Source organism: Pseudoalteromonas sp. SG41-2 (assembly GCF_014164535.1).
Taxonomy (GTDB): Bacteria; Pseudomonadota; Gammaproteobacteria; order Enterobacterales; family Alteromonadaceae; genus Pseudoalteromonas; species Pseudoalteromonas rhizosphaerae.
Genome location: NZ_JACJFK010000027.1, coordinates 1 through 20,687 on the forward strand (window position 1 = coordinate 1; position 20,687 = coordinate 20,687).

Below are 20,687 nucleotides of genomic sequence, written 5' to 3' on the forward strand. Positions count from 1 at the left end.
ATTGAGAATTATTTAAGCTGGTTTAGGTTTATGGAAGATAACACTGAGTATTCAGATCAAACATGGATAAAAGAAGCATTATGATATGAATTTTTTATACCCACACTCAACTACAACACAGCCTTATATATACAGCAACGACTGGAGCAGATCATGGCTTCTGTATTTTTAGAATCCATCCGTGACTTTATGACAACGCGTCGTTATGCCAAGCGCACTATAGACACTTATCAATATTGGATAAAATTTTATATTTTATACCATGCTAAAAAACATCCAGCGCAATTGGCAGAGTCGGAGGTTGAGCAATTCTTATCTTATTTAAGTAATCAGCGTAATGTTGCAATGAAAACTCAGGCAACGGCTTTAAATGCTTTAGTATTTTTATACCGTCATATTATTCAGCGGCCGTTATCACTTGAGATGAATTTTAATAAATCACTCGTGCCACCTAAATTACCTGTAGTACTGACCCGTGAAGAAATGCAGCGTTTATTATTGGCAATGGATCCAAAGTATAAACTTATCGCTCAGTTACTTTACGGTAGTGGTCTACGTTTAATGGAAGCTGTAAGGCTACGGGTAAAAGATGTCGATTATGACTATGTCTCATTAATGATTTGGCAGGGCAAAGGCAATAAAAACCGCAGAGTAACATTAGCACCCGAACTACTGCCGTTGTTGCGCAGCCAAAGTCACTTGGTAAATGACTACTGGCAACGAGACAAACAAGCAACAGACTATGCCGGTGTCTGGCTTGCGAATGCACTAGCTAGAAAATACCCAGCGGCTCCTTATGAAATGAGCTGGCAATATTTGTTTCCTTCTGCCCAGTTAAGCATGGACCCAGAAAGTAAAAAGCTGCGACGCCACCATATTGATGAAACAACGGTTCGTAAAGCAATTAAGCAGGCAGCAAAGCTGGCAAAAATTCAAAAAAATGTTACCTGCCATACACTACGGCACTCGTTCGCTACCCACTTACTTGAATCCGGTGCAGATATACGCACCGTGCAAGAACAACTCGGCCATAGCGATGTTCGCACCACGCAAATTTATACGCATGTACTTAAAAGTGGTGCCAGTGGCGTAAAAAGCCCGTTGTCGCAGCTACTTTAGGTTCTTATTATCTATTGGAATATCGCGTTTGGGGAATACAAAAAACCCGATAATAATCTTATGTGGAATTGCTGCTGTTAGAAGGGTAAAAAAATAGACCGCAGAGCACTCCCTGATGGTTTAGCTAGGGATATATATCAGCTGCCTGATCAGTCTCACGAGCGAGTCACTCAACAGGACAATGCTTATTTGTAAGCTCCTTGCTTTATATGAATTTTTCTAAAACGCGGCGTCTCTTAACCCTTAATCTTTTTGTGAATCATTGTCTTAACTTTCTAATTTAAATTTTTACGCACACAAAAACGGCATTGCCAGAGCTTTCACCCCATGGGGTTATTTTTTCGTAGTCATGTTCAAACACATGTATTTCAAAATAAGGTTTTAGGGCTTCTTTTAACTGGGCAAAACTAACAGCGACCATTGGGTGCTCGTCGTGCCATACAAATGTTTCGTCTGCTGTTGCTTTATTTATACTGAGCTTTAATGACTGTTTTTCGCCACTGCCACTGTAATTCCAACCAGAGCGGAATGTGAATAGGCTGCCCGCGTTTTCAGCAGTATGCTCTACAAATGAATCGTTATCGATGTGATTTTTATCAACAACGTTAAAGCAAAATATACCACCGGCTTTTAGTGCATGGTGTACGCTTGTAATACAGTCTGTTAATTTATTAATGCCGTCGCAGTAGTGGATTGAATACAAGAAGCAGGTAATTAAATCCACTTGCTCAGGGATCACAAACTCACTCATATTCTGCAATGAAAATTGCGCTTCTGGGCAACGAATAGTTGCTCTATCTAGCATGGGTTGATTTATATCAAGCCCACTACTTTGATAACCGTAATCAATAAAATGACGAACATGTGGGCCCGTGCCGCATGCTAAATCAAGATGCGTATTTCCCTTATTACCAAAGATTTGCTGTAGCCTGTGAATAAAATAGCTTTGGGCTTGATAATCTATATCTGCGCACATTAAGTCATAGTAATCAGAAAGGTCTGTGTATAGAGCGTTCGCGGACATATCAGCCTAGTGGTTTGGAGTAGAGTATTTTAAGTCGCGCATAATAAACTAATTATCACCATTAACGAAGCAGATATGAAAGTAAGAGGTTTGTTGGGTTTTTTTTTACTCAACCCAACGTTCAATTTAAATGGCAAATTACTTAAAGCTTACCACTGAGCTTTACTTTAGTTTATCCCTAAATACTTATGTACTTGCACTGATAAGCGCCAGTTTTTTTCAATACAGGTTTCAATTGCCAACTTAGTTGCAGAGACTTTTTGGCTAATTGGTTGCAGGTAAACAAGCTTGGGGGTAACGCCTGTTTTTGCAAATAACTCTTCAAGCTCTACAACGTGTTTTTGCATCGCGATTGGGTGTTTTATTTCATCGGCGCGTTGCATGGCTGAAGTAAGTACGTCGTAGCCGCCACGCATATTAATTTTCGGTGATACCGTCACCCACGTTTGTGCTGGGGCTAAAATCTCAAAAGTGCCGCTGGTTTCTATTTGTGTGCTGTAGCCGTTAGCATGAAGTAATTCGCACACCGGGTTTAAGTCGTACATGCATGGCTCACCGCCGGTGATCACTACATGCTTGGCACGATAAGCACGATCGACAAACAAGTTAAATATTTGCTCAGCTGATGCGTCCGCCCAGTGATCTGAATCAGCCTTTTTCTCAACCGTGTCGTCCAGTGATACTTTATACACATTATCAACTTCCCACGTTTGCTTAGTGTCACACCAAGCGCAACCTACGGGGCAGCCTTGTAAACGTAAAAATATTGAAGGCGTGCCGGTAAAGCTCGCTTCGCCTTGAATGGTTTCAAATATTTCATTAATTTTGTACAAAAGAGTCTCACTCACTACTTGGCATTAATTACGAGCATAAACATAGTTTAAAAAATCAAAAAACACGGTCGGAAATTGTTATTTATGCCCCAGCCGTGTAGTATATCGCGCCCTGATATAAACCTCTATTAAAACTAAGAGCAAAACAGTTATGACGCAAAAAGTAGTTGTGATTTACTCCGGCGGTATGGATTCATTTACCGTATTAAATAAAGCCCTGCAGCAAGGCCGCGAGGTATATGCCCTGTCATTTGACTATGGTCAGCGTCATGTAAAAGAGCTTAAAGTTGCAGCCAGTGTGTGTGAAAAGCTTGGCGTACCGCATAAGATAGTTGATATTTCTGCGATCAATCAGTTAATTGGTGGCTCATCGTTAACTGATGATATTGATGTCCCAGAAGGCCACTACGAAGCCGAAAACATGAAAAGCACCATAGTGCCTAATCGCAACATGATTTTGCTGTCACTGGCTGTGGGTTACGCTGTATCACTCAAAGCAAGCCAAGTGTATTACGGTGCTCACTCTGGGGATCATGCTATTTACCCTGATTGCCGTCCTGAATTTGTGCAAAAGATGGATGATTTATGTCGTATTGCTAACTACGACGCCGTGGAAATTTTCAGCCCGTATTTAAATGACACCAAAATTGACATTCTTACTGATGGTTTAAAAATGGGCTTGGACTACAGCCAAACGTGGACTTGCTATAATGGCCGTGAAAAAGCCTGTGGTAAATGTGGTGCCTGCCAAGAGCGCTTAGAGGCATTTAGCCTTAATAACATTACCGATCCAATCGAGTACGAATAACCCACATTAAAAAAGGCTATCATCGCGATAGCCTTTTTATTATTAACTGAGATAAGTTTACAGCCAACGTTTTACCCGAGACTTGTAATCGCTGTACCCTTGACCAAATATTTTTAATAGAGCCCGCTCCTCTGGAATAATTTGAAACCAAGTTAAGTAACAAATAAAGCCCAGCACACACAATAACGCCCACAGTGATGTTAACCACACTCCCCAACCTGCCAGTATAAAAGCAAAACCAACATACATTGGATTACGTGAAATTTTGTACACACCCGTGGTAACCAGTGCTGACGCTTGATCTGGTTTACTTGGGTTTACAGTGGTTTTTGCTAAGCGAAAACTAACCACCCCAGCAATACAAAAAATACAGCCTGTGGTGAGTAAAATAACCGCAACATAAAAAATAAATGTGGTGAAGTCAATCACACTGTAGTGGGCAATTACCGCCATCAGCACAGTAAAAAAAAGCACTATAATAATCGGAGGAATTTTATTATTTAGCATAGTAACTCACTGTCGTTGTTAAAATTAGTTAATGCTGCAATTAAACACTCATCACACTGTATCACTGATGAATATACCGCAGAGGGTCATGTTGATACAAATAAAGTTACAATTGTCAGCTTCATCATTTGCGCATTCTGGTTATACTTTACACACTATATAAAATAATAAGGAATACAGCATGTCAGGAACTACTATGGTAGTCATGATCGTATTTATCTCTGTTGGGTTTGGGGTAATGTACGATATGTATAAAAAACATTTAGAGTTTAAACACCGTACACTCACCGATAACAAAGAGTCGAATAATCAAATTGCTGCTGTTACTGCTGAAATGCTTGCGTTAAAAGAGCGTGTACAAACATTAGAAGCTATCGTGACTGATCCTAGTTACAGCGTAAAACAAGAAATCAATAAACTGTAAATTTGCCGCGTTTAAAGCGCTTGCAAGTAATCTGGATATAAATGCGCGTTTTCTGGCTGCTCAATTCCATGAGCGGCTAAAAACCCACAGATCACTTGCCCGCATCCTTGTGGAGCACGAGAGCTGTCAATTTCAAAATTTAATTGATCGGCATGTTGTTTGCCAAGTTCGCATAATTGCAACGCATGCTGCGAACGCAAAACAATACTCAATGCCCCGATTTGCTCTACATTAACGTTTTTACTAAAGCGCGCAAAACCTGCATATTTAAATTGCTCATTTACATAATCATTACTGATCGCTACCAACGCGGTCATCAAGCCATGCAAAAAAGCATTTGCAGATGTATCTGCGGCTAAAAAAATCACTGTTTTTGCGTTAAATTCGCTTAACTGACAGTCAGTACAATTGAGTCGCAGAGTGTAAAGTATGTGCTCATCGGCAATTTTTTGTTGTGCAATTAAAGTCAGTGCGGCTCCAGCAAATAAACATCTAGCAAGTAACTTTATGACACTTTGCGGTTGATGATCAGCAGCCATGGTTAATTGCGGGTTTTGTGCTAATAAAGGTAAATCATGATGGTTATTAAACGGCGTGCTGCTGCCCTGCTCACTATTGAGTTGAAATAGTTCTCTTACTTCGTGTTCACGGGCTATTTTTAACGCTAAAAAAGCGGTTTGGATCAATTCCGAGGTAGGTAAGTTTTCTTCCACAAACCAGCGCCGGCCAAATAATAACTTTTTTGCCTTGGTGCTGCGATAATTATCTGGACTAAGAATGGCCACTTGTAAATAAATTTGCTCATTCTGTTTTGCGGCGAGCACCCGAAAGTGAGTTGAAAACTCAATTTTATCAAGGGTTTCGTTCACGCTTTCGAGGGTATGTTGATAACGTAAAAAATGTTGCGGCACTACCCAGCTCGCGTTACTCAATTGCACGATGGGTGCATAAGCAATTGGCTGCTCACAATTATATAGCAGCTCATTATGAGTATATTTGACTGATGTAAAGTGGTTATTTTTATCTGACATAACTAAACCAAGTAAACTCGCTAACACAAAGCGCTGAAGATGAGTTATTTACGCTGTAACGCTAGTCGATAGATCACAGTGCTGCGTTTAATTTAGCGATATTTTTTGATAATCATCGAGCACATGTTGAAAATATGTACGGTCTTTGTTCAACATCCGAGTATAGTGCGCAACTAATTGTTGCAGATACAATTCGTGCATTTGCTCAGCATTGTCCCACATCTGACTACCAGTAACACTCAATGCAGTGTTACTGGTAAAACTTAGCTGTATCACTTCGTAAAAACGGTTGTTTTCTTGCACCAGTTGCTCTTTGATAAGTCCTAAACCTAACGCCTGTAAACCTTGTCGTAAGGTATAGGTATGATGCACCGGACAAACAATAAAACTGAGTTGTTCACGAAGCTTTTCAGGGCAATTAGCAACCATTTTTTGTACTAGCCTCAGCAGTAATTCTCCACCGACTCCGGCGATAATGATCAGCTGTTTGGCTGATGGCTGCAGCTCAATTGTAGCTACATCCTGACATAATACTTGCCATTGGCAAGCTGCTTGCTGATCACTAAAACGCGTAAGCGTGTGTTCAAGCTCGTCCATTAACGTAGGCACTATATCAACAAAGTTTATTTGCTTGGCGGCTGCCCGCTTTAAAAGCGCCATACCAAGCAAACCGTGGTCACAACAACAGTCCCAAATTACATCATACGGCGCGCAGATCAACGAATCGATTGCACTGAGGCGGCTACTTAGTTTCATTTAAAGCTAAACTTGAGCCGTTTTATAGATCAATGCTTTTAAGCTACGGTCGCTATCAACATCAACAAAACCATGGGTCGGCGCTAGGCGCTCTACAAATTCAATCGCACCTTGAGTGTGTTCGTCTATCAGCGCTTTAAATGACGCTTCACTTAGCTCTGGACTGTTAGCACATAACAGCAATTGAGTATGGTCATTGAGCAGTTCAGGTAAGCGGCGCAGCACTTTTTGATAATCTTTAGTTAAAATGAAACTGCCTTTTTGAAAGCTTGGCGGATCAACAATAATTAAATCAAAAGGGCCAGCCTTTTTAAGTTTACCAAACGACTTTAATATATCGTGCGGTAAAAAGCTCACACCGCGGTCAAAGCTATTAAGTTGATGATTTTGCTTACCGGTGCGCAGTACACCTTTGTTCATATCCATATTGATCACACTATCGGCACCGCCACGCATTGCCGCAACCGAAAAACCACATGTATATGAAAATAAATTCAATACCTTAGCGTGTTTACTATGGGCTTGAACAAACTCCCGTCCACGGCGCATATCCGGGAATATACCGGTATTTTGACGGCTCATTAAATCCACAAAAAACTTACACTCACCTTCTTTAACACTATGCGGGCTCGGTAGTTGACCAAATAACAGTTTATTTTCAGTTTGTTGTCCGGCGCGTTGTTGAAATACCAACGAGGTGATTAATTCTTTAGCGTGTTGTTGTGCCCATTGCCAAAGCTGCTCACTTAATTGCGTTAGCGTTTGTGAGTCAACTTCGTCGTACGACACTAAAAATAAACACGGCGGGTAAAAGTCGATATTTAGATGACTCAAATGCTCGGTAGTGTGACCGCGGCCATGAAACACACGACAAAGTTCATTGTCTGCTAAGGGCGCACTTTCAAGTGCTGTAATAAGGGGCGTAAAATTATGCATTTTTAATTAACTGTTGTTGTAATTCATGGATTTCATCACGAACGGATGCGGCTTTTTCAAATTCTAAATCACTTGCGTATGCATGCATTTTGGTTTCGAGTTGCTTAATTTGCACTGCGATCTCTTTTGCACTGAGCACTTGCTTACTTTGTTTTCGGATCAGCTGTAAATTATCTTGTGGCCCGGCTCGCTCACCAACATCCATAATGTCAGTAATTTTCTTCAATAAGGCTTGTGGTTCAAGGCCATGCTTAATATTGTAAGCGTGTTGAATATCGCGGCGACGCTGAGTTTCATCAATAGCTTTGGCCATTGATTTAGTGACTCGATCACCGTATAAAATTGCCCGACCATTTAAGTGACGAGCCGCACGACCAATGGTTTGAATTAATGCGCGAGCCGAACGTAAAAAGCCCTCTTTATCAGCATCAAGTATCGCAACTAGCGATACTTCTGGCATATCTAAACCTTCACGCAGTAAGTTAATACCCACTAACACATCAAACACCCCAGCGCGAAAATCACGAATAATTTCGACCCGTTCAACGGTATCGATATCCGAATGCAAGTAACGCACTTTTACATCATGTTCAGATAAGTAATCCGTTAAATCTTCAGCCATGCGCTTAGTAAGTGTGGTCACTAGCACACGTTCATCAATTGCTACGCGTTTATATATCTCTGACAATAAGTCATCAACTTGAGTTGCCACTGGGCGTACTTCAATTTGTGGATCGAGTAATCCTGTGGGGCGAATAACCTGCTCGGCAATATCATCTCCACAACGTTCAAGTTCAAAATCACCCGGGGTTGCTGATACATAAATTGTTTGCGGTGCTATGGCTTCAAATTCTTCAAAGCGTAGTGGCCGGTTATCCATCGCCGACGGCATACGAAAACCGTATTCCACGAGATTTTCTTTACGGCTACGATCGCCTTTATACATAGCGCCGATTTGCGATACCGTAACGTGAGATTCGTCAATAATCATTAACGCATCTTCAGGAAGATAATCAAGCAAGGTTGGCGGTGGATCGCCCGGCGTGCGGCCAGATAAATATCGGCTGTAGTTTTCGATGCCAGAGCAATAACCAAGCTCGGTCATCATTTCAATATCGTATTGTGTACGTTGTGCCACGCGTTGCTCTTCGACCAGTTTATTAGCACTGAGTAACTGCGCACGACGGTCTTTTAATTCAGCTTTAATATGCTCAACCGCATCAAGAATTTTATCTCTGGGTGTCACATAGTGCGTTTTAGGATAGATAGTTGCGCGGACTATGTGTTTTTCAACCGCGCCGGTAAGCGGGTCAAAAATACTTAGCCGTTCTATTTCGTCATCAAACATTTCTACACGCACTGCAAAAGTGTCTGACTCAGCAGGGAATATATCCACAACTTCACCGCGAACCCGATACGTACCGCGGCTAAAATCAATATCATTTCGCGTATATTGAATTTCAGCTAGTCGGCGCAGCATATCGCGTTGATCAACTTTTTCGCCCACTTTTAACAACAGCATCATCTTCATGTATGATTTTGGATCGCCCAAACCATATATGGCTGATACTGATGCCACTATAATTGTATCCCTACGCTCTAATAGCGCTTTGGTAGCACTTAGGCGCATCTGCTCTATGTGTTCGTTTATCGAGGCATCTTTTTCAATAAAGGTATCGCTTGCAACAACATACGCTTCTGGCTGATAGTAATCATAATACGAAACAAAATATTCAACCGCGTTGTGCGGAAAAAACTCTTTCATTTCGCCATATAACTGCGCTGCTAAGGTTTTATTATGCGCCATAATGATCGTTGGGCGATTCAAATCATTGATAATATTAGCCATGGTAAATGTTTTACCAGTACCTGTTGCCCCTAATAATGTTTGATGAGCAAGTCCGGCTTCTAACCCTTCACATAACTGCGCAATCGCGGTGGGTTGATCCCCCGCAGGTTTAAATTTAGATACCAGTTGAAAATGGTCGCTCATGCTTGGCACTCCTGTACAGCTTGGTTACTGATCATATTCAGCTCTTTGATAAACCATTTATAAGCTATTATTGCAGTAAATAAATTACCCAGCGCTGCGCCGATCAGCAAGCCTGGTAAACCGGCATATAAATTACCGACATAAGCAAATGGAATATAAAAAATAAATAATCGGATCACACTTAGAATTAATGCATTCATTGGTTTGTGTAAGGCATTGAACGATGAATTAGACAAAATAATTATCCCTTGCAAACCGTAACTTAACGGCAAGGTAAAAATAAATAATTTGATCACATCGATAACCATCTGCTCTTTACCAAACAACTCACTGATCACTCCTGAAAATGCAATGAGCAGTAAATAAATAATAAACTGCCAAATCATCACAAATTTTAATGTTGTGGTGTACGCCTCTTTAACACGGTTAAGTTTACCAGCACCAAAGTTTTGACTAATAAACGGCGGTAACGTCATCGATAAAGCTAACACCACCAAACTGGCAATTGATTCAATACGACTGCCTACGCCAAAAGCAGCAACAGCCTCAGGTCCATGATGAGCAACCATGGCAATCATCACCGCCATTGCAACTGGTGTTAACATATTTGCACCTGCTGCTGGCAAACCAATTTTAAGAATTTTTCGAATAGAGCTTAATGGGGTTTGGTTATTTGCATTTAGGCTCAGCAAGCCTTTTTTTACTGCTAGCAAATATAAAATAATGACAACGGCTACCGACCATGCGATGACGCTGGCAATCGCAGCGCCTTTAATGCCAAATGCAGGAATTGGCCCAAAGCCAAAAATCAATACTGGGTCGAGTACGGCATTGATAAGCCCCGCTCCACCCATCACTATGCTAGGTGTTTTGGTGTCACCGCTGGCACGTAACACTGAGTTACCAACCATAGGGGTAATTAGAAATACACTGCCTAAAAACCACACACTCATATACTCATGGATCAGCGGCAACACTTGCTCCCCTGCTCCCAGCAATTTAAATATCGGGGAAATAAACAGATAACCAAATAGCGATAAACATACCACCATCACCACTGCAATTAATAATGCGATGCTGGCATCAAAGCGTGCTTCTTCAATATTATTACTACCCAATGCCTTGGCAATAACCGCTGACGTACCGATACCCAAACCAATAGCTAGGCTGATCACGGTAAAGGTTACCGGAAAAGTAAAACTGACAGCAGCTAATGGCTCAGTTCCCAATAAGCTAATAAAAAATGTATCGACAATATTGAACATCATTAACGTGATCATGCCGAAAATCATCGGCACAGTCATTTTCTTCAAGGTCGGTACTATTGGATCGTTTAATAAATCGGGAGCTGAGTTGCTCTGCAAAGTTGCGCGCATGGGAATAAATAAACCTCTTTTATTAAGCGTGGTATTTTAAAGCATCAGGGCTTTTCAAGCCACGCATTTATCAAGTGATTATAAATTGATTACAAAAACGCCTAAAAAACCATAGAAAAGTGTTCTTTTTACGTGTTTAGCGACGATTTCACTTCGAACCTCTACTAAAAACAATAAAAATACATTTTTATAACCTTTATCACAAAAACATCGCGACTGGTGCTGCATTTTTACACAAAAATTGCGCTAATCGAATCGTTACGAATAAATTTACTCATCAACGAAGCTCTTTTCAGCTTATTTTTTCAAGTCATTGTTTTAAAATGAGATAAAAAAAATGTTTTAAATGCTTGATATCCTCACAGTGCCCTAAAAATATGGCTCTGCCAACGTTCTTAAAGTTTCATAAACAGAGTTATCCACAGAAACCGTGGATAACTCTTGCAAAGCCACGTTAATAAAGGCGTGCAAAGGGACGGCTTAAACACGCTAACGGCAATGTTGGCAAATACTAACTTTAGACAATTTGAGTTAAATAGCTCATAAAACATACTTAACCCCTGTACCAATGACCTGTCACATTTATTTAAACGCCCATTCAATATGAAAAAATAAATATAACTAAATGAAATAAAACAATATATATATATTTCCTTGCTATTCTCATGGGTATTAAGTCGCTAAACTAAGGGTTCAGATCTGTATGTCATTTTTTTCTCGGCATTTTTCGTTAACGACTAATTAAATGCATAAGTAAATTTAATTATTGCGAATTTGCGCTTTTATTAGCTAACGTTAAAAAAGTACATTTCATAAATTTATTCGTACAAAACTAGATAAATGATCACTTTTATAATTTGTCTGGCGGTTAACTTGTTTGTTTTTTAGTCGTTGAAAACCGAGATTTTATCACGCGTCTCGATTTACACGGCTTAAATGAAGAGAAAAAAAGCCACAAAACAGCCAGATCGAACATAAAAACATCGAACAGACTGCTTTTTTTTGTTTATCCGGTTTTATGTGTTGACACTTTGCAGCGCGGTCATTAATATTTCGCCCCGTTGAAAGGCACATACGCTTCCCCCTTAGCTCAGTTGGTTAGAGCGACGGACTGTTAATCCGCAGGTCCCCCGTTCGAGTCGGGGAGGGGGAGCCAGTCTTTTCAGCCATAAACGATTCCCCCTTAGCTCAGTTGGTTAGAGCGACGGACTGTTAATCCGCAGGTCCCCCGTTCGAGTCGGGGAGGGGGAGCCAAGTTTATGTAATATGATTATTGTTCCCCCTTAGCTCAGTTGGTTAGAGCGACGGACTGTTAATCCGCAGGTCCCCCGTTCGAGTCGGGGAGGGGGAGCCAAATCATATAAAATTTAAGTATCGTAGTTCCCCCTTAGCTCAGTTGGTTAGAGCGACGGACTGTTAATCCGCAGGTCCCCCGTTCGAGTCGGGGAGGGGGAGCCAACTTAAAGAATCAATTAGACTTTCCTAAACAATTCCACTACTCTACTACAATCAAAATATTTCTTTTTAATACACATTTAATAAGTGTAAAATAATTTGATTAATCAAGGATCTGATTCCTTCCCTTTGATCTACTAAAAAGAATAAGACATGGCTGGTTTCAAAAAACTCATATTTATTCAATTAATATCTTGGATGTTGTTTGCAAGTATTGGTGGCTATTTTGTTGCGTCAGCGTTTGACAACGCAGTAAGCGATGCACAACATAAAACGCAATCAGTGGTAAACAACTATATTAGTAAACATTCTATTGCTGAAATAGCACCAGATAAACTTCAGCAAGTGCTTGCTGACGGTAATACTTTTTCTTCATTTATTTTGCGTGATCAGCAAGGTAAAGAACTTATAAATATTACATCCCCTACTTCATTACCAGCCATTGCGCAATTAGTTAACACCAGCTTTAACTCTATCCGTCCTCAATTTGCTGTTAATCAAGCGTCTGATATCAAAGTTGAATTTACTATTAATGCCAATAACCTTGGGTTGATACTCCAACAAGCGATGTTTATTGTTATTTTAGTGTCAGGTTTAATGGCAATTATTCCCATTGTGTTCATGAAAACCATGTTTAGTAAGCTAAATAGAAATATAAGCATGACAGTGGCTGAGATAATTGATGTTTATATCAATCAAAATCAAGTCAACACCGGTCTTGAAACAGCGATTAATAGCAGCAAAATAAAACAACTGGGCGTTGACCTAGTGCCGAGCTTTAATCGCCTGTCGCACTTTTTACAAAGTAAGCATGATGATATTCAAAATGCCGCACATTCTATCAAGCAAGAAGCTTATAAAGATGTAGTTACTGAACTTGGCAACCGTAATATGTTTGTTGAATATTATGAGAAGTACATTGAAAGCAGTGAAAAAAGCACCTTTGGCTCTTTGGCAATGGTTCGTTGTAGTGAATTACAAGCAATCAACCAAACTCGTGGTTACCAAAAAGGTGACGAGTATGTCAAAGCTGTGGCTGATATTATTAAACATATCAGCGGCACATATACAGGCAGTAAAGTTTTTCGTTTGAATAGCTCAGATTTCGCGATTGTGCTGCCTAACACTCCTCTAAAGGAATCTGAACGTTTTGGTGATAACTTACAATCTCGATTTACTCAATATCAGCAAAACCAAGAATTAAGCTCAGTAGCAAATACTGGGATCGTCGCTTATGAAAAAGGCAAACCCTTAGGTGAGCTACTTTCGATAGTAGACAATGCTATGAGCATGGCCCAATCAAAACAAGCTAACGCCTGGCATATACAACGCGAAACTGATTTAGTTAATAATGTAAGTGCAGGATTTGGCAATCAAAACTGGCGTAAAGTGATTAATGAAGTCATTGAAGCTGAGCGTGTACATTTGGTAATGCAAAACATTATGCCAATTGGTAAAAGCATGAAGGCCTACGCTGAAATTCAAGTGCGCTTTAAAACAACAGAAAACCAAGTATTGCCTACCGCTTCATTTTTAGCTATGGCTGAAAAGCTTGATATGGCGATGGAAATTGATCAGTTAATCATTAATTCATCACTGGAAAAAATTAAGAGCCGTAATTTCTCTGAAAAATTCTTTGGTTTGAATGTTACCGCCTCAAGCGCACACAATGATCAGTTCGTAATTTGGCTAGAGCGACGTTTATTAAAAGACACAAATATTGCCTCAAAACTGGTATTCGAAGTGAGTGAATTTGGCTTACAGCAAAATATTAAAGCCAGTAAACGCTTTATAGATATGATCCACCGTGTTGGTGCTCGGATCACGGTAGAACGATTTGGTGTTGGTTTAACCTCGTTTAAGTTTTTCCGCGATTTAAAACCTGACTTTATCAAAATGGATGCAAGCTATACTCGCGGCCTTGAAGAAGATAAAAACAACCAATACTTTATGCGTTTAATGGTCGACCTCGCGCATCGAATTGGTGTTAGCGTTTTTGCTGAGGGTGTTGAAAGCCAAGAAGAAAAACACATTATTGAAACTTTATGTCTTGATGGTGTGCAAGGTTATTACATCGAAAAGCCAAAAGATATTTAATCAATCTAAAAGGTGCTTTGAGCACCTTTTTAGTTTTCTAGTAGTTTATTTCCCCCTCCCCTGATCTGCTTTATCATTCCAAATGTCAGTAACTAGGTTAATGAACAGTTAATCTTTATTTATCATGCTATAAAATTCTAAATGCAATTCACTATCATTATTAAATGAGCCGTTTATTTACCTTCTACGTGTTGTTAAACAGCCAATAAAAAAGGATAATGTCGGCGTTTATTATAGCTTGAGGCGAACATGACAGAATATGTATTGCTGTTGATCGGCACAGTACTGGTTAATAACTTTGTGTTAGTACAATTTTTAGGTCTATGCCCGTTTATGGGTGTATCTGGCAAACTGGATACAGCTATAGGCATGTCACTTGCGACCACTTTTGTGTTAACACTTGCCTCTGTAACAAGCTATCTAGTTAATCAATATATTTTGATCCCACTTGATATCACGTATTTACGTACTCTAAGCTTTATTTTAGTGATTGCTGTGGTGGTTCAGTTTACCGAAATGGTAGTCAGAAAAACCAGCCCTACGCTGTATCGCTTACTCGGTATATTTTTACCTTTGATCACCACAAACTGTGCGGTCTTAGGTGTTGCGTTACTAAATGTCAAAGAGGATCATACGTTTTTACAATCTGCAGTATATGGCTTTGGCGCTGCTGTTGGTTTTTCTATGGTACTGGTATTATTTGCAGCTCTTCGTGAACGCTTAACCGCTGCTGACGTACCTACCCCCTTTAAAGGCGCATCGATTGCGATGATCACCGCAGGCTTAATGTCGATGGCCTTTATGGGCTTTACAGGATTAGTGAAGTTTTAACATGACCTTGTTTTATGCCTTGATTGCGCTGGGAACCCTAGCACTCATTTTTGGTTTGATCTTAGGATTTGCTGCTGTGCGCTATCGAGTGCAAAGTAATCCGATTGTTGAACAGATCGATACTATATTACCGCAAACACAGTGCGGCCAGTGTGGCTATCCGGGTTGTCGCCCTTATGCAGAAGCCATCGCCAATGGCGATGAAATTAATAAATGCCCACCAGGTGGCGATGCGACAGTAAAAAAATTAGCTGACTTAATGGGTGTTGAAGCTAAACCCCTTGCCGGTGGCGAACAAGCTGAACCGATAAAAACCGTTGCCTATATACGTGAAGATGAATGTATTGGTTGTACCAAATGTATTCAAGCTTGTCCTGTCGATGCCATTGTTGGTGCCACGCGCCAAATGCATACTGTTTTAATTGATGAATGTACGGGTTGTGACTTATGTGTTGAACCTTGTCCTGTTGACTGTATTGATATGCTGCCTGTAGAAACCACTAAGCAAACGTGGAAATGGCAACTAGATGCAATTCCAGTAACACAGATTGATTAAGGGCTCCCTATGGAAAAGCTAATCGCACAGATAAAACAAGGTAAAGTGTGGCCGTTTCCAGGTGGCATTCATCCACCGGGACAAAAAACAATTTCCAACAGTCAAGCAATCGCCCGTTTACCTTTGCCTGACAAACTCGTTGTGCCATTAAAACAACATATTGGTGCTAACGGTCAACTGATCGTCGAAAAAGGCCAACAGGTACTTAAAGGGCAAGCACTTACAAAGCCTGTTGCGAATTGGTCGGTGCCAATACACGCCCCGACTTCTGGTACTATTACTGATATTTGCCAAATGCCGTCTGCGCATCCATCGGCATTGCCTGAATTGTGTGTAATTATTGAGCCCGATGGCCAAGATAGCTGGTGTGCGTTAGCACCGGTGACAACACCAAGCCAGCTTTCTCACGAGCAACTTATCGATATTATTCATGACCGTGGTATTGCCGGTATGGGCGGTGCAGGATTCCCAACTTATATTAAAGCAGATAGTCGCAAAGCAATTGAGTATTTTATTGTTAATGCAGTGGAATGTGAGCCCTATATTACTGCTGATGATGTACTAATGCGTGAGCATGCTGCAGGCATTATTGCTGGCATAGAGATCATGCAGCAATTGCTTACACCAACACTTACTATCGTTGGTATAGAAGATAACAAACCAGAGGCCATCGCAGCCATGCAGGCAGCGGCTGAGTATAATGACAAAATAATCATTCAAACAGTTCCTACTGTTTATCCTTCTGGTGGTGAAAAGCAATTAATTAAGCTACTTACCAATAAAGAAGTCCCTAGTGGGGGAATTCCAGCAGATATCGGTGTGTTAGTACAAAACGTCGGCACTTTATTTGCTGTTCATCAAGCTGTCTATGAAGGTAAGCCACTAATTGAACGTGTTATTACGGTAACAGGTAATACAATTCATAATCCGGGTAATGTATGGGCTTTATTAGGCACTGAAATAAAACATCTACTTGATTGCCAAGGCTTTTCACCAGTGCCACAGCAACGCGTTGTAATGGGCGGCCCTATGATGGGCTTTACTTTGCCAACGGTGCGTATCGGCGTGGTAAAAACCACTAACTGTATTTTAGCCCCAGATCATGATGAGCTGGCAGAGCCCGGCCCTGAAAAAGCCTGTATTCGTTGTAGTGCTTGTGCTGATGCCTGCCCTGCTTCACTGTTGCCTCAGCAACTACAATGGTTTGCTAAATCAAAAGAATACGACAAACTGAAAGAGCATAACCTGTTTGATTGTATTGAATGCGGTGCTTGCGCGTATGTGTGCCCAAGTGAAATTCCGCTGGTGCAGTATTACCGTGTGGCTAAAGTTGAAATAAAAGAACAGCAAGCTGAGCAAGTTAAAGCTGAACGTGCGAAAGAGCGCTTTGAACTTCGAAAACAACGCCTAGAGCGGGAGCAAGAAGCACGACAAAATCGCCATAAACGCAAACCAGCTGCTGAAAAATCGGCTGACGAAAAACAAAAAATTGCCGATGCTCTAGCACGCGTTAAAAACAAACCAGCAAAAGATGACGACAAATCAGCTGTGGCCGCTGCAATTGCTCGCGCCAAAGCTAAAAAACAAAATCAAGAAGCAACGCTTGAACCAGATAACAGTGACGTAGCATTAGAGCGCGCAGCGCGCAAAGAGCAAGCTCGCAAATACAAAGAGCAAAAAGCCGCAAGCAGTACAGCTGCTGATCCGGATGATAAAAAGTCAGCCGTGGCCGCTGCGATTGCCCGCGCTAAAGCGAAAAAAGCGGCGGCATCAGAAGATGAAAGCGATAACACGACTGCTGCACCTACTGATGATAAAAAAGCCGCTGTAGCCGCTGCAATTGCTCGTGCTAAAGCAAAAAAGGCAGCACAGGCTGAACCAGCAGCAAGCGTAGAAAACGACAACTCTGAAAGTGAAGTCGCTACAGCCTCACCTGCCGATGATAAAAAAGCCGCTGTCGCTGCTGCAATTGCCCGTGCAAAAGCGAAAAAGGCAGCACAAGCAGCAAGCGTAGAAAACGACAGTTCTGAAAGTGAAGTTACTTCAACCTCACCTGCCGATGATAAAAAAGCCGCTGTCGCTGCTGCTATTGCTCGTGCAAAAGCGAAAAAGGCAGCACAAGCAGCAAGCGTAGAAAACGACAGCTCTGAAAGTGAAATTACTACAGCCTCACCTGCCGATGATAAAAAAGCCGCTGTCGCTGCCGCCATTGCCCGCGCGAAAGCGAAAAAGGCTGCACAAGCAGCAAGCGTAGAAAACGACAATTCTGAAAGTGAAGTCGCTACAGCCTTACCTGCCGATGATAAAAAAGCCGCTGTCGCTGCCGCCATTGCCCGCGCGAAAGCGAAAAAGGCTGCAAAAGCTGAACAAGCAGCAAGCGTAGAAAACGACGATGCTGAAAATGAAACTTCGGCTACAGCGATAAACGAAGCTGAAATCGCTGAAGATAAACCAGAACAGACCGCACAAGATAAGAAAAAGGCCGCTGTTGCCGCAGCGATTGCCCGTGCAAAGGCTAAAAAATTACAACAAGAAGGAAGTGATAAGTAATGAAGCTAACTATGGCCAGTTCGCCGCATAGCCACAGTCATAAATCACTTAGCAGGTTGATGCAAACAGTGATCTTAGCCTGTATTCCTGGACTTATCGCACAACTGTATTTTTTTGGTACGGGTGTATTGATCCAGCTAATTTTAGCGTTAGTCACGGTTAGTATCAGTGAAGCCATTATTATGCTTATTCGCAAGCGCCCTGTATGGCCTGCGCTTGGAGATGGCAGTGCATGGCTTACTGCGGTCTTATTAGCATTAAGTATTCCGCCACTCGCCCCATGGTGGGTTATTGTGATCGGTAGCTTTTTTGCCATCGTCATTGTTAAACAGCTCTATGGTGGCCTTGGTTTCAATTTATTTAACCCTGCCATGGCTGCATACGTGTTATTGCTTATTTCGTTCCCTGTGCAAATGACCACTTGGATGCCAGTTAGTGACTTACTGGCAAACCCAATTAGTCTTACTCAACAGCTTAGCGTTATTTTTAATGGCTTTACCAGTGCAGGTTTTAGTGTTGATCAACTTAGAGTTGGGGTTGATGGCGTAACAATGGCCACACCTTTGGATACCATCAAGACTGATATCGCTCATGGTTTAACCGTATCTGAAAGCATGCAAGCCGCTATTTTTAATAGTTGGTTAGGACAAGGTTGGGGCTGGGTAAATCTTGGCTTTTTAATCGGTGGCTTATACCTTATTAAAGCCAAAGTTATAAATTGGCATATCCCAGTTGGTGTACTTGCATCAATTGCTGTGTGCAGCGCAATTGGTTATATCGCAGCACCTGGTACTGAGCCTGGTATGGTATTTCATTTATTTAGTGGCGCAACCATGTTAGGGGCCTTTTTCATAGCCACGGATCCGGTTTCGGCAGCTACCACTAATCGCGGCCGGTTAATTTACGGCGCATTGATTGGTTTATTAGTTTATTTGATCCGTACTTTTGGCGGTTACCCAGATGCCATGGCGTTTGCTGTGTTACTACTCAATATGGCCGTGCCACTGATAGACTATTACACTCAACCACGTACTTATGGCCATGGGGTGAATAAATGATTATTTCATCAATGACAAAAAATGGCGCTATTTTAGCCCTGTTTGCCCTGCTCACTACCGGCGCTGTTGGTATTATCCATAACCTCACGGCTGACAGTATTGCAGAGCAAGAGCGCAAACAACTTTCATTACAGCTGCAAGATGTACTCGCCCCTAATTTTTACGATAATACTCTTTATCAAGATTGTGCCATCATTGATGATCCACTACTTGGTAATAAACCACAAACCGTTTATCGTGCTCGCAAGGGTGGCCAACCTGTTGCTTTAGTAATGCGCCACGTGACGCCAAAAGGTTATAGCGGCGATATAAGTTTATTAACTGCCGTATTTGCAAACGGGGACGTTGCCGGAGTACGTGTTACTAAACACGAAGAAACGCCTGGTCTTGGTGATAAAGTAGAAATGAAAAAATCTCTTTGGATCACCTCATTTAAAGATAAAACTGTACTTGATGACGACGATATTCGCTGGGCAGTAAAAAAAGATGGCGGAGACTTTGATCAATTCACTGGCGCTACCATTACACCACGCGCCGTGGTTGGCTCAGTAAAACACGCTGTGTTATTCTCAAAAAACAATTTCGATGCGGTATTTAGTGCTGATAACGCATGCCAAGTAGGTGAGCCATGAGTCAATTAAAAGAACTGTTTAACGAAGGAATGTGGAAAAACAACCCTGCCCTCGTGCAATTACTCGGTTTGTGCCCACTACTGGCCGTAACATCAACGATAACCAATGCGATGGGCCTCGGTTTAGCCACTCTGCTGGTATTAGTTGGCTCGAACGTCACAATTTCTGCGGTGCGTAATTTTGTGCCAAAAGATATCCGCATTCCTGTATTTGTGATGTTTATCGCAGGCTTTGTAACCATAGTGCAGCTATTAATGAATGCCTATACGTTTGGCTTATATCAATCGCTAGGAATATTTATTCCACTGATAGTTACTAACTGCGCTATTATCGGCCGCGCTGAAGCGTATGCCTCTAAGAATCCGATTCATTTATCAGCGTTTGACGGTTTAATGATGGGCTCTGGCTTTATGGTAGTACTGGTTGTGCTTGGCGCAATGCGTGAGCTTATTGGCCAAGGTACCTTATTTGATGGCGCCGATTTACTACTGGGCCCATGGGCATCGGTTTTACGCATTGAAGTATTTAGTTTTGATAATCAATTTTTGCTCGCTATTTTACCACCCGGTGCATTTTTAGGTTTGGGCTTACTGATTGCTGCTAAAAATGTCATTGATGCGCAAATAAAAGCAAAACAAGTAGCACCACCAGTGGCCGAAAAAGGCCCACGAGCAAGGGTCACCAGTTTAACTTAAGGGGAA

Annotated in this window: 18 protein-coding genes and 4 tRNA genes; 14 read left to right on the plus strand and 8 right to left on the minus strand. The window is 41.4% G+C overall.

Annotation, left to right across the window (positions count from 1 at the left end):
- Positions 1–153 precede the first annotated feature (153 nt).
- Entirely contained in the window at positions 154–1,119 is a 966-nt protein-coding gene (locus tag H5186_RS18170) for an integron integrase (protein ID WP_182794754.1), read from the plus strand.
- 280 nt (positions 1,120–1,399) lie between these two features.
- Here the strand turns inward: H5186_RS18170 and H5186_RS18175 are convergent, their stop codons facing one another.
- Together H5186_RS18175 and queE are read right to left on the minus strand one after the other, a co-directional pair.
- Complete coding sequence (locus H5186_RS18175; RefSeq protein ID WP_145240747.1) at positions 1,400–2,143, minus strand: class I SAM-dependent methyltransferase; 744 nt, start codon at positions 2,141–2,143, stop codon at positions 1,400–1,402.
- A gap of 167 nt (positions 2,144–2,310) precedes the next feature.
- Positions 2,311–2,976, minus strand: coding sequence for a 7-carboxy-7-deazaguanine synthase QueE (queE, locus tag H5186_RS18180; RefSeq protein ID WP_145240771.1), 666 nt, complete (start codon positions 2,974–2,976; stop codon positions 2,311–2,313).
- A gap of 127 nt (positions 2,977–3,103) precedes the next feature.
- On the opposite strand from queE, the gene queC reads away from it, so the two are divergent.
- Entirely contained in the window at positions 3,104–3,784 is a 681-nt protein-coding gene (gene queC / locus H5186_RS18185; protein ID WP_257326361.1) for a 7-cyano-7-deazaguanine synthase QueC, read from the plus strand.
- Positions 3,785–3,841: 57 nt separating this feature from the next.
- On the opposite strand, the gene H5186_RS18190 is transcribed toward queC, so the two are convergent.
- On the minus strand, positions 3,842–4,291 hold the full coding sequence (locus tag H5186_RS18190; protein ID WP_182784632.1) for an isoprenylcysteine carboxylmethyltransferase family protein: 450 nt from the start codon (positions 4,289–4,291) through the stop codon (positions 3,842–3,844).
- 181 nt (positions 4,292–4,472) lie between these two features.
- Between H5186_RS18190 and H5186_RS18195 the strand changes: the two genes are divergently transcribed.
- On the plus strand, positions 4,473–4,715 hold the full coding sequence (locus H5186_RS18195; RefSeq protein ID WP_145240741.1) for a hypothetical protein: 243 nt from the start codon (positions 4,473–4,475) through the stop codon (positions 4,713–4,715).
- Positions 4,716–4,726: 11 nt separating this feature from the next.
- Here H5186_RS18195 and H5186_RS18200 read toward each other — a convergent pair whose 3' ends face one another.
- From H5186_RS18200 to H5186_RS18220, 5 genes are all read right to left on the minus strand, one after another.
- Positions 4,727–5,746: a hypothetical protein gene (locus H5186_RS18200; protein WP_182719350.1), complete on the minus strand. Its 1,020-nt coding sequence runs from the start codon at positions 5,744–5,746 to the stop codon at positions 4,727–4,729.
- Positions 5,747–5,833: 87 nt separating this feature from the next.
- A complete protein-coding gene (locus H5186_RS18205; RefSeq protein ID WP_145240737.1) occupies positions 5,834–6,502 on the minus strand; it encodes a tRNA (adenine(22)-N(1))-methyltransferase TrmK in 669 nt (222 codons plus the stop codon).
- 6 nt (positions 6,503–6,508) lie between these two features.
- Positions 6,509–7,438, minus strand: coding sequence for a class I SAM-dependent methyltransferase (locus H5186_RS18210; RefSeq protein ID WP_182740217.1), 930 nt, complete (start codon positions 7,436–7,438; stop codon positions 6,509–6,511).
- Positions 7,431–9,431 (minus strand): excinuclease ABC subunit UvrB, encoded by a 2,001-nt coding sequence (uvrB, locus tag H5186_RS18215; protein WP_145240732.1) that lies wholly within the window; start codon positions 9,429–9,431, stop codon positions 7,431–7,433. Before uvrB ends, H5186_RS18210 begins: the two co-directional genes overlap by 8 nt.
- Positions 9,428–10,807 (minus strand): MATE family efflux transporter, encoded by a 1,380-nt coding sequence (locus H5186_RS18220; RefSeq protein WP_145240731.1) that lies wholly within the window; start codon positions 10,805–10,807, stop codon positions 9,428–9,430. Before H5186_RS18220 ends, uvrB begins: the two co-directional genes overlap by 4 nt.
- A gap of 1,079 nt (positions 10,808–11,886) precedes the next feature.
- On the opposite strand from H5186_RS18220, the gene H5186_RS18225 reads away from it, so the two are divergent.
- The 11 genes from H5186_RS18225 to H5186_RS18275 all read left to right on the plus strand — a co-directional run bounded on the left by H5186_RS18225 (position 11,887) and on the right by H5186_RS18275 (position 20,681).
- Positions 11,887–11,963 (plus strand) — tRNA-Asn (locus H5186_RS18225).
- Positions 11,964–11,984: 21 nt separating this feature from the next.
- Positions 11,985–12,061 (plus strand) — tRNA-Asn (locus tag H5186_RS18230).
- A gap of 23 nt (positions 12,062–12,084) precedes the next feature.
- Positions 12,085–12,161: transfer RNA gene (locus tag H5186_RS18235), tRNA-Asn, on the plus strand.
- 27 nt (positions 12,162–12,188) lie between these two features.
- Positions 12,189–12,265 (plus strand) — tRNA-Asn (locus H5186_RS18240).
- Positions 12,266–12,415: 150 nt separating this feature from the next.
- Entirely contained in the window at positions 12,416–14,359 is a 1,944-nt protein-coding gene (locus H5186_RS18245) for an EAL domain-containing protein (RefSeq protein ID WP_182719347.1), read from the plus strand.
- Between the two features lie 249 nt (positions 14,360–14,608).
- Positions 14,609–15,190 carry an electron transport complex subunit RsxA gene (gene rsxA / locus H5186_RS18250; protein WP_145240727.1) on the plus strand — a complete coding sequence of 194 codons (582 nt, stop codon included), beginning with the start codon at positions 14,609–14,611 and terminating at the stop codon, positions 15,188–15,190.
- A gap of 1 nt (position 15,191) precedes the next feature.
- Complete coding sequence (gene rsxB, locus H5186_RS18255) at positions 15,192–15,746, plus strand: electron transport complex subunit RsxB (protein ID WP_145240725.1); 555 nt, start codon at positions 15,192–15,194, stop codon at positions 15,744–15,746.
- Between the two features lie 9 nt (positions 15,747–15,755).
- Positions 15,756–18,296: an electron transport complex subunit RsxC gene (gene rsxC / locus H5186_RS18260; RefSeq protein ID WP_182768343.1), complete on the plus strand. Its 2,541-nt coding sequence runs from the start codon at positions 15,756–15,758 to the stop codon at positions 18,294–18,296.
- Positions 18,296–19,354, plus strand: a complete 1,059-nt coding sequence (rsxD, locus tag H5186_RS18265) for an electron transport complex subunit RsxD (protein ID WP_182760209.1) — start codon at positions 18,296–18,298, stop codon at positions 19,352–19,354. Before rsxC ends, rsxD begins: the two co-directional genes overlap by 1 nt.
- Positions 19,351–19,986, plus strand: a complete 636-nt coding sequence (gene rsxG, locus H5186_RS18270) for an electron transport complex subunit RsxG (protein ID WP_182794755.1) — start codon at positions 19,351–19,353, stop codon at positions 19,984–19,986. The genes rsxD and rsxG overlap by 4 nt, the downstream gene beginning before the upstream one ends.
- Entirely contained in the window at positions 19,983–20,681 is a 699-nt protein-coding gene (locus H5186_RS18275; protein ID WP_145240717.1) for an electron transport complex subunit E, read from the plus strand. Before rsxG ends, H5186_RS18275 begins: the two co-directional genes overlap by 4 nt.
- The last annotated feature ends 6 nt before the right edge of the window (positions 20,682–20,687 follow it).

What these genes read in the sequence shown, in the direction of transcription:
- H5186_RS18220 (WP_145240731.1), bottom strand. Translation starts at nt 10,807, where the DNA reads ATGCGCGCAACTTTGCAGAGCAACTCAGCTCCCGATTTATTAAACGAT.
- H5186_RS18190 (WP_182784632.1), bottom strand. Translation starts at nt 4,291, where the DNA reads ATGCTAAATAATAAAATTCCTCCGATTATTATAGTGCTTTTTTTTACT.
- H5186_RS18245 (WP_182719347.1), top strand. Translation starts at nt 12,416, where the DNA reads ATGGCTGGTTTCAAAAAACTCATATTTATTCAATTAATATCTTGGATG.
- H5186_RS18275 (WP_145240717.1), top strand. Translation starts at nt 19,983, where the DNA reads ATGAGTCAATTAAAAGAACTGTTTAACGAAGGAATGTGGAAAAACAAC.
- H5186_RS18195 (WP_145240741.1), top strand. Translation starts at nt 4,473, where the DNA reads ATGTCAGGAACTACTATGGTAGTCATGATCGTATTTATCTCTGTTGGG.
- H5186_RS18210 (WP_182740217.1), bottom strand. Translation starts at nt 7,438, where the DNA reads ATGCATAATTTTACGCCCCTTATTACAGCACTTGAAAGTGCGCCCTTA.
- rsxD (WP_182760209.1), top strand. Translation starts at nt 18,296, where the DNA reads ATGAAGCTAACTATGGCCAGTTCGCCGCATAGCCACAGTCATAAATCA.
- rsxG (WP_182794755.1), top strand. Translation starts at nt 19,351, where the DNA reads ATGATTATTTCATCAATGACAAAAAATGGCGCTATTTTAGCCCTGTTT.
- uvrB (WP_145240732.1), bottom strand. Translation starts at nt 9,431, where the DNA reads ATGAGCGACCATTTTCAACTGGTATCTAAATTTAAACCTGCGGGGGAT.
- rsxB (WP_145240725.1), top strand. Translation starts at nt 15,192, where the DNA reads ATGACCTTGTTTTATGCCTTGATTGCGCTGGGAACCCTAGCACTCATT.
- rsxA (WP_145240727.1), top strand. Translation starts at nt 14,609, where the DNA reads ATGACAGAATATGTATTGCTGTTGATCGGCACAGTACTGGTTAATAAC.
- H5186_RS18170 (WP_182794754.1), top strand. Translation starts at nt 154, where the DNA reads ATGGCTTCTGTATTTTTAGAATCCATCCGTGACTTTATGACAACGCGT.
- H5186_RS18175 (WP_145240747.1), bottom strand. Translation starts at nt 2,143, where the DNA reads ATGTCCGCGAACGCTCTATACACAGACCTTTCTGATTACTATGACTTA.
- H5186_RS18205 (WP_145240737.1), bottom strand. Translation starts at nt 6,502, where the DNA reads ATGAAACTAAGTAGCCGCCTCAGTGCAATCGATTCGTTGATCTGCGCG.
- H5186_RS18200 (WP_182719350.1), bottom strand. Translation starts at nt 5,746, where the DNA reads ATGTCAGATAAAAATAACCACTTTACATCAGTCAAATATACTCATAAT.
- rsxC (WP_182768343.1), top strand. Translation starts at nt 15,756, where the DNA reads ATGGAAAAGCTAATCGCACAGATAAAACAAGGTAAAGTGTGGCCGTTT.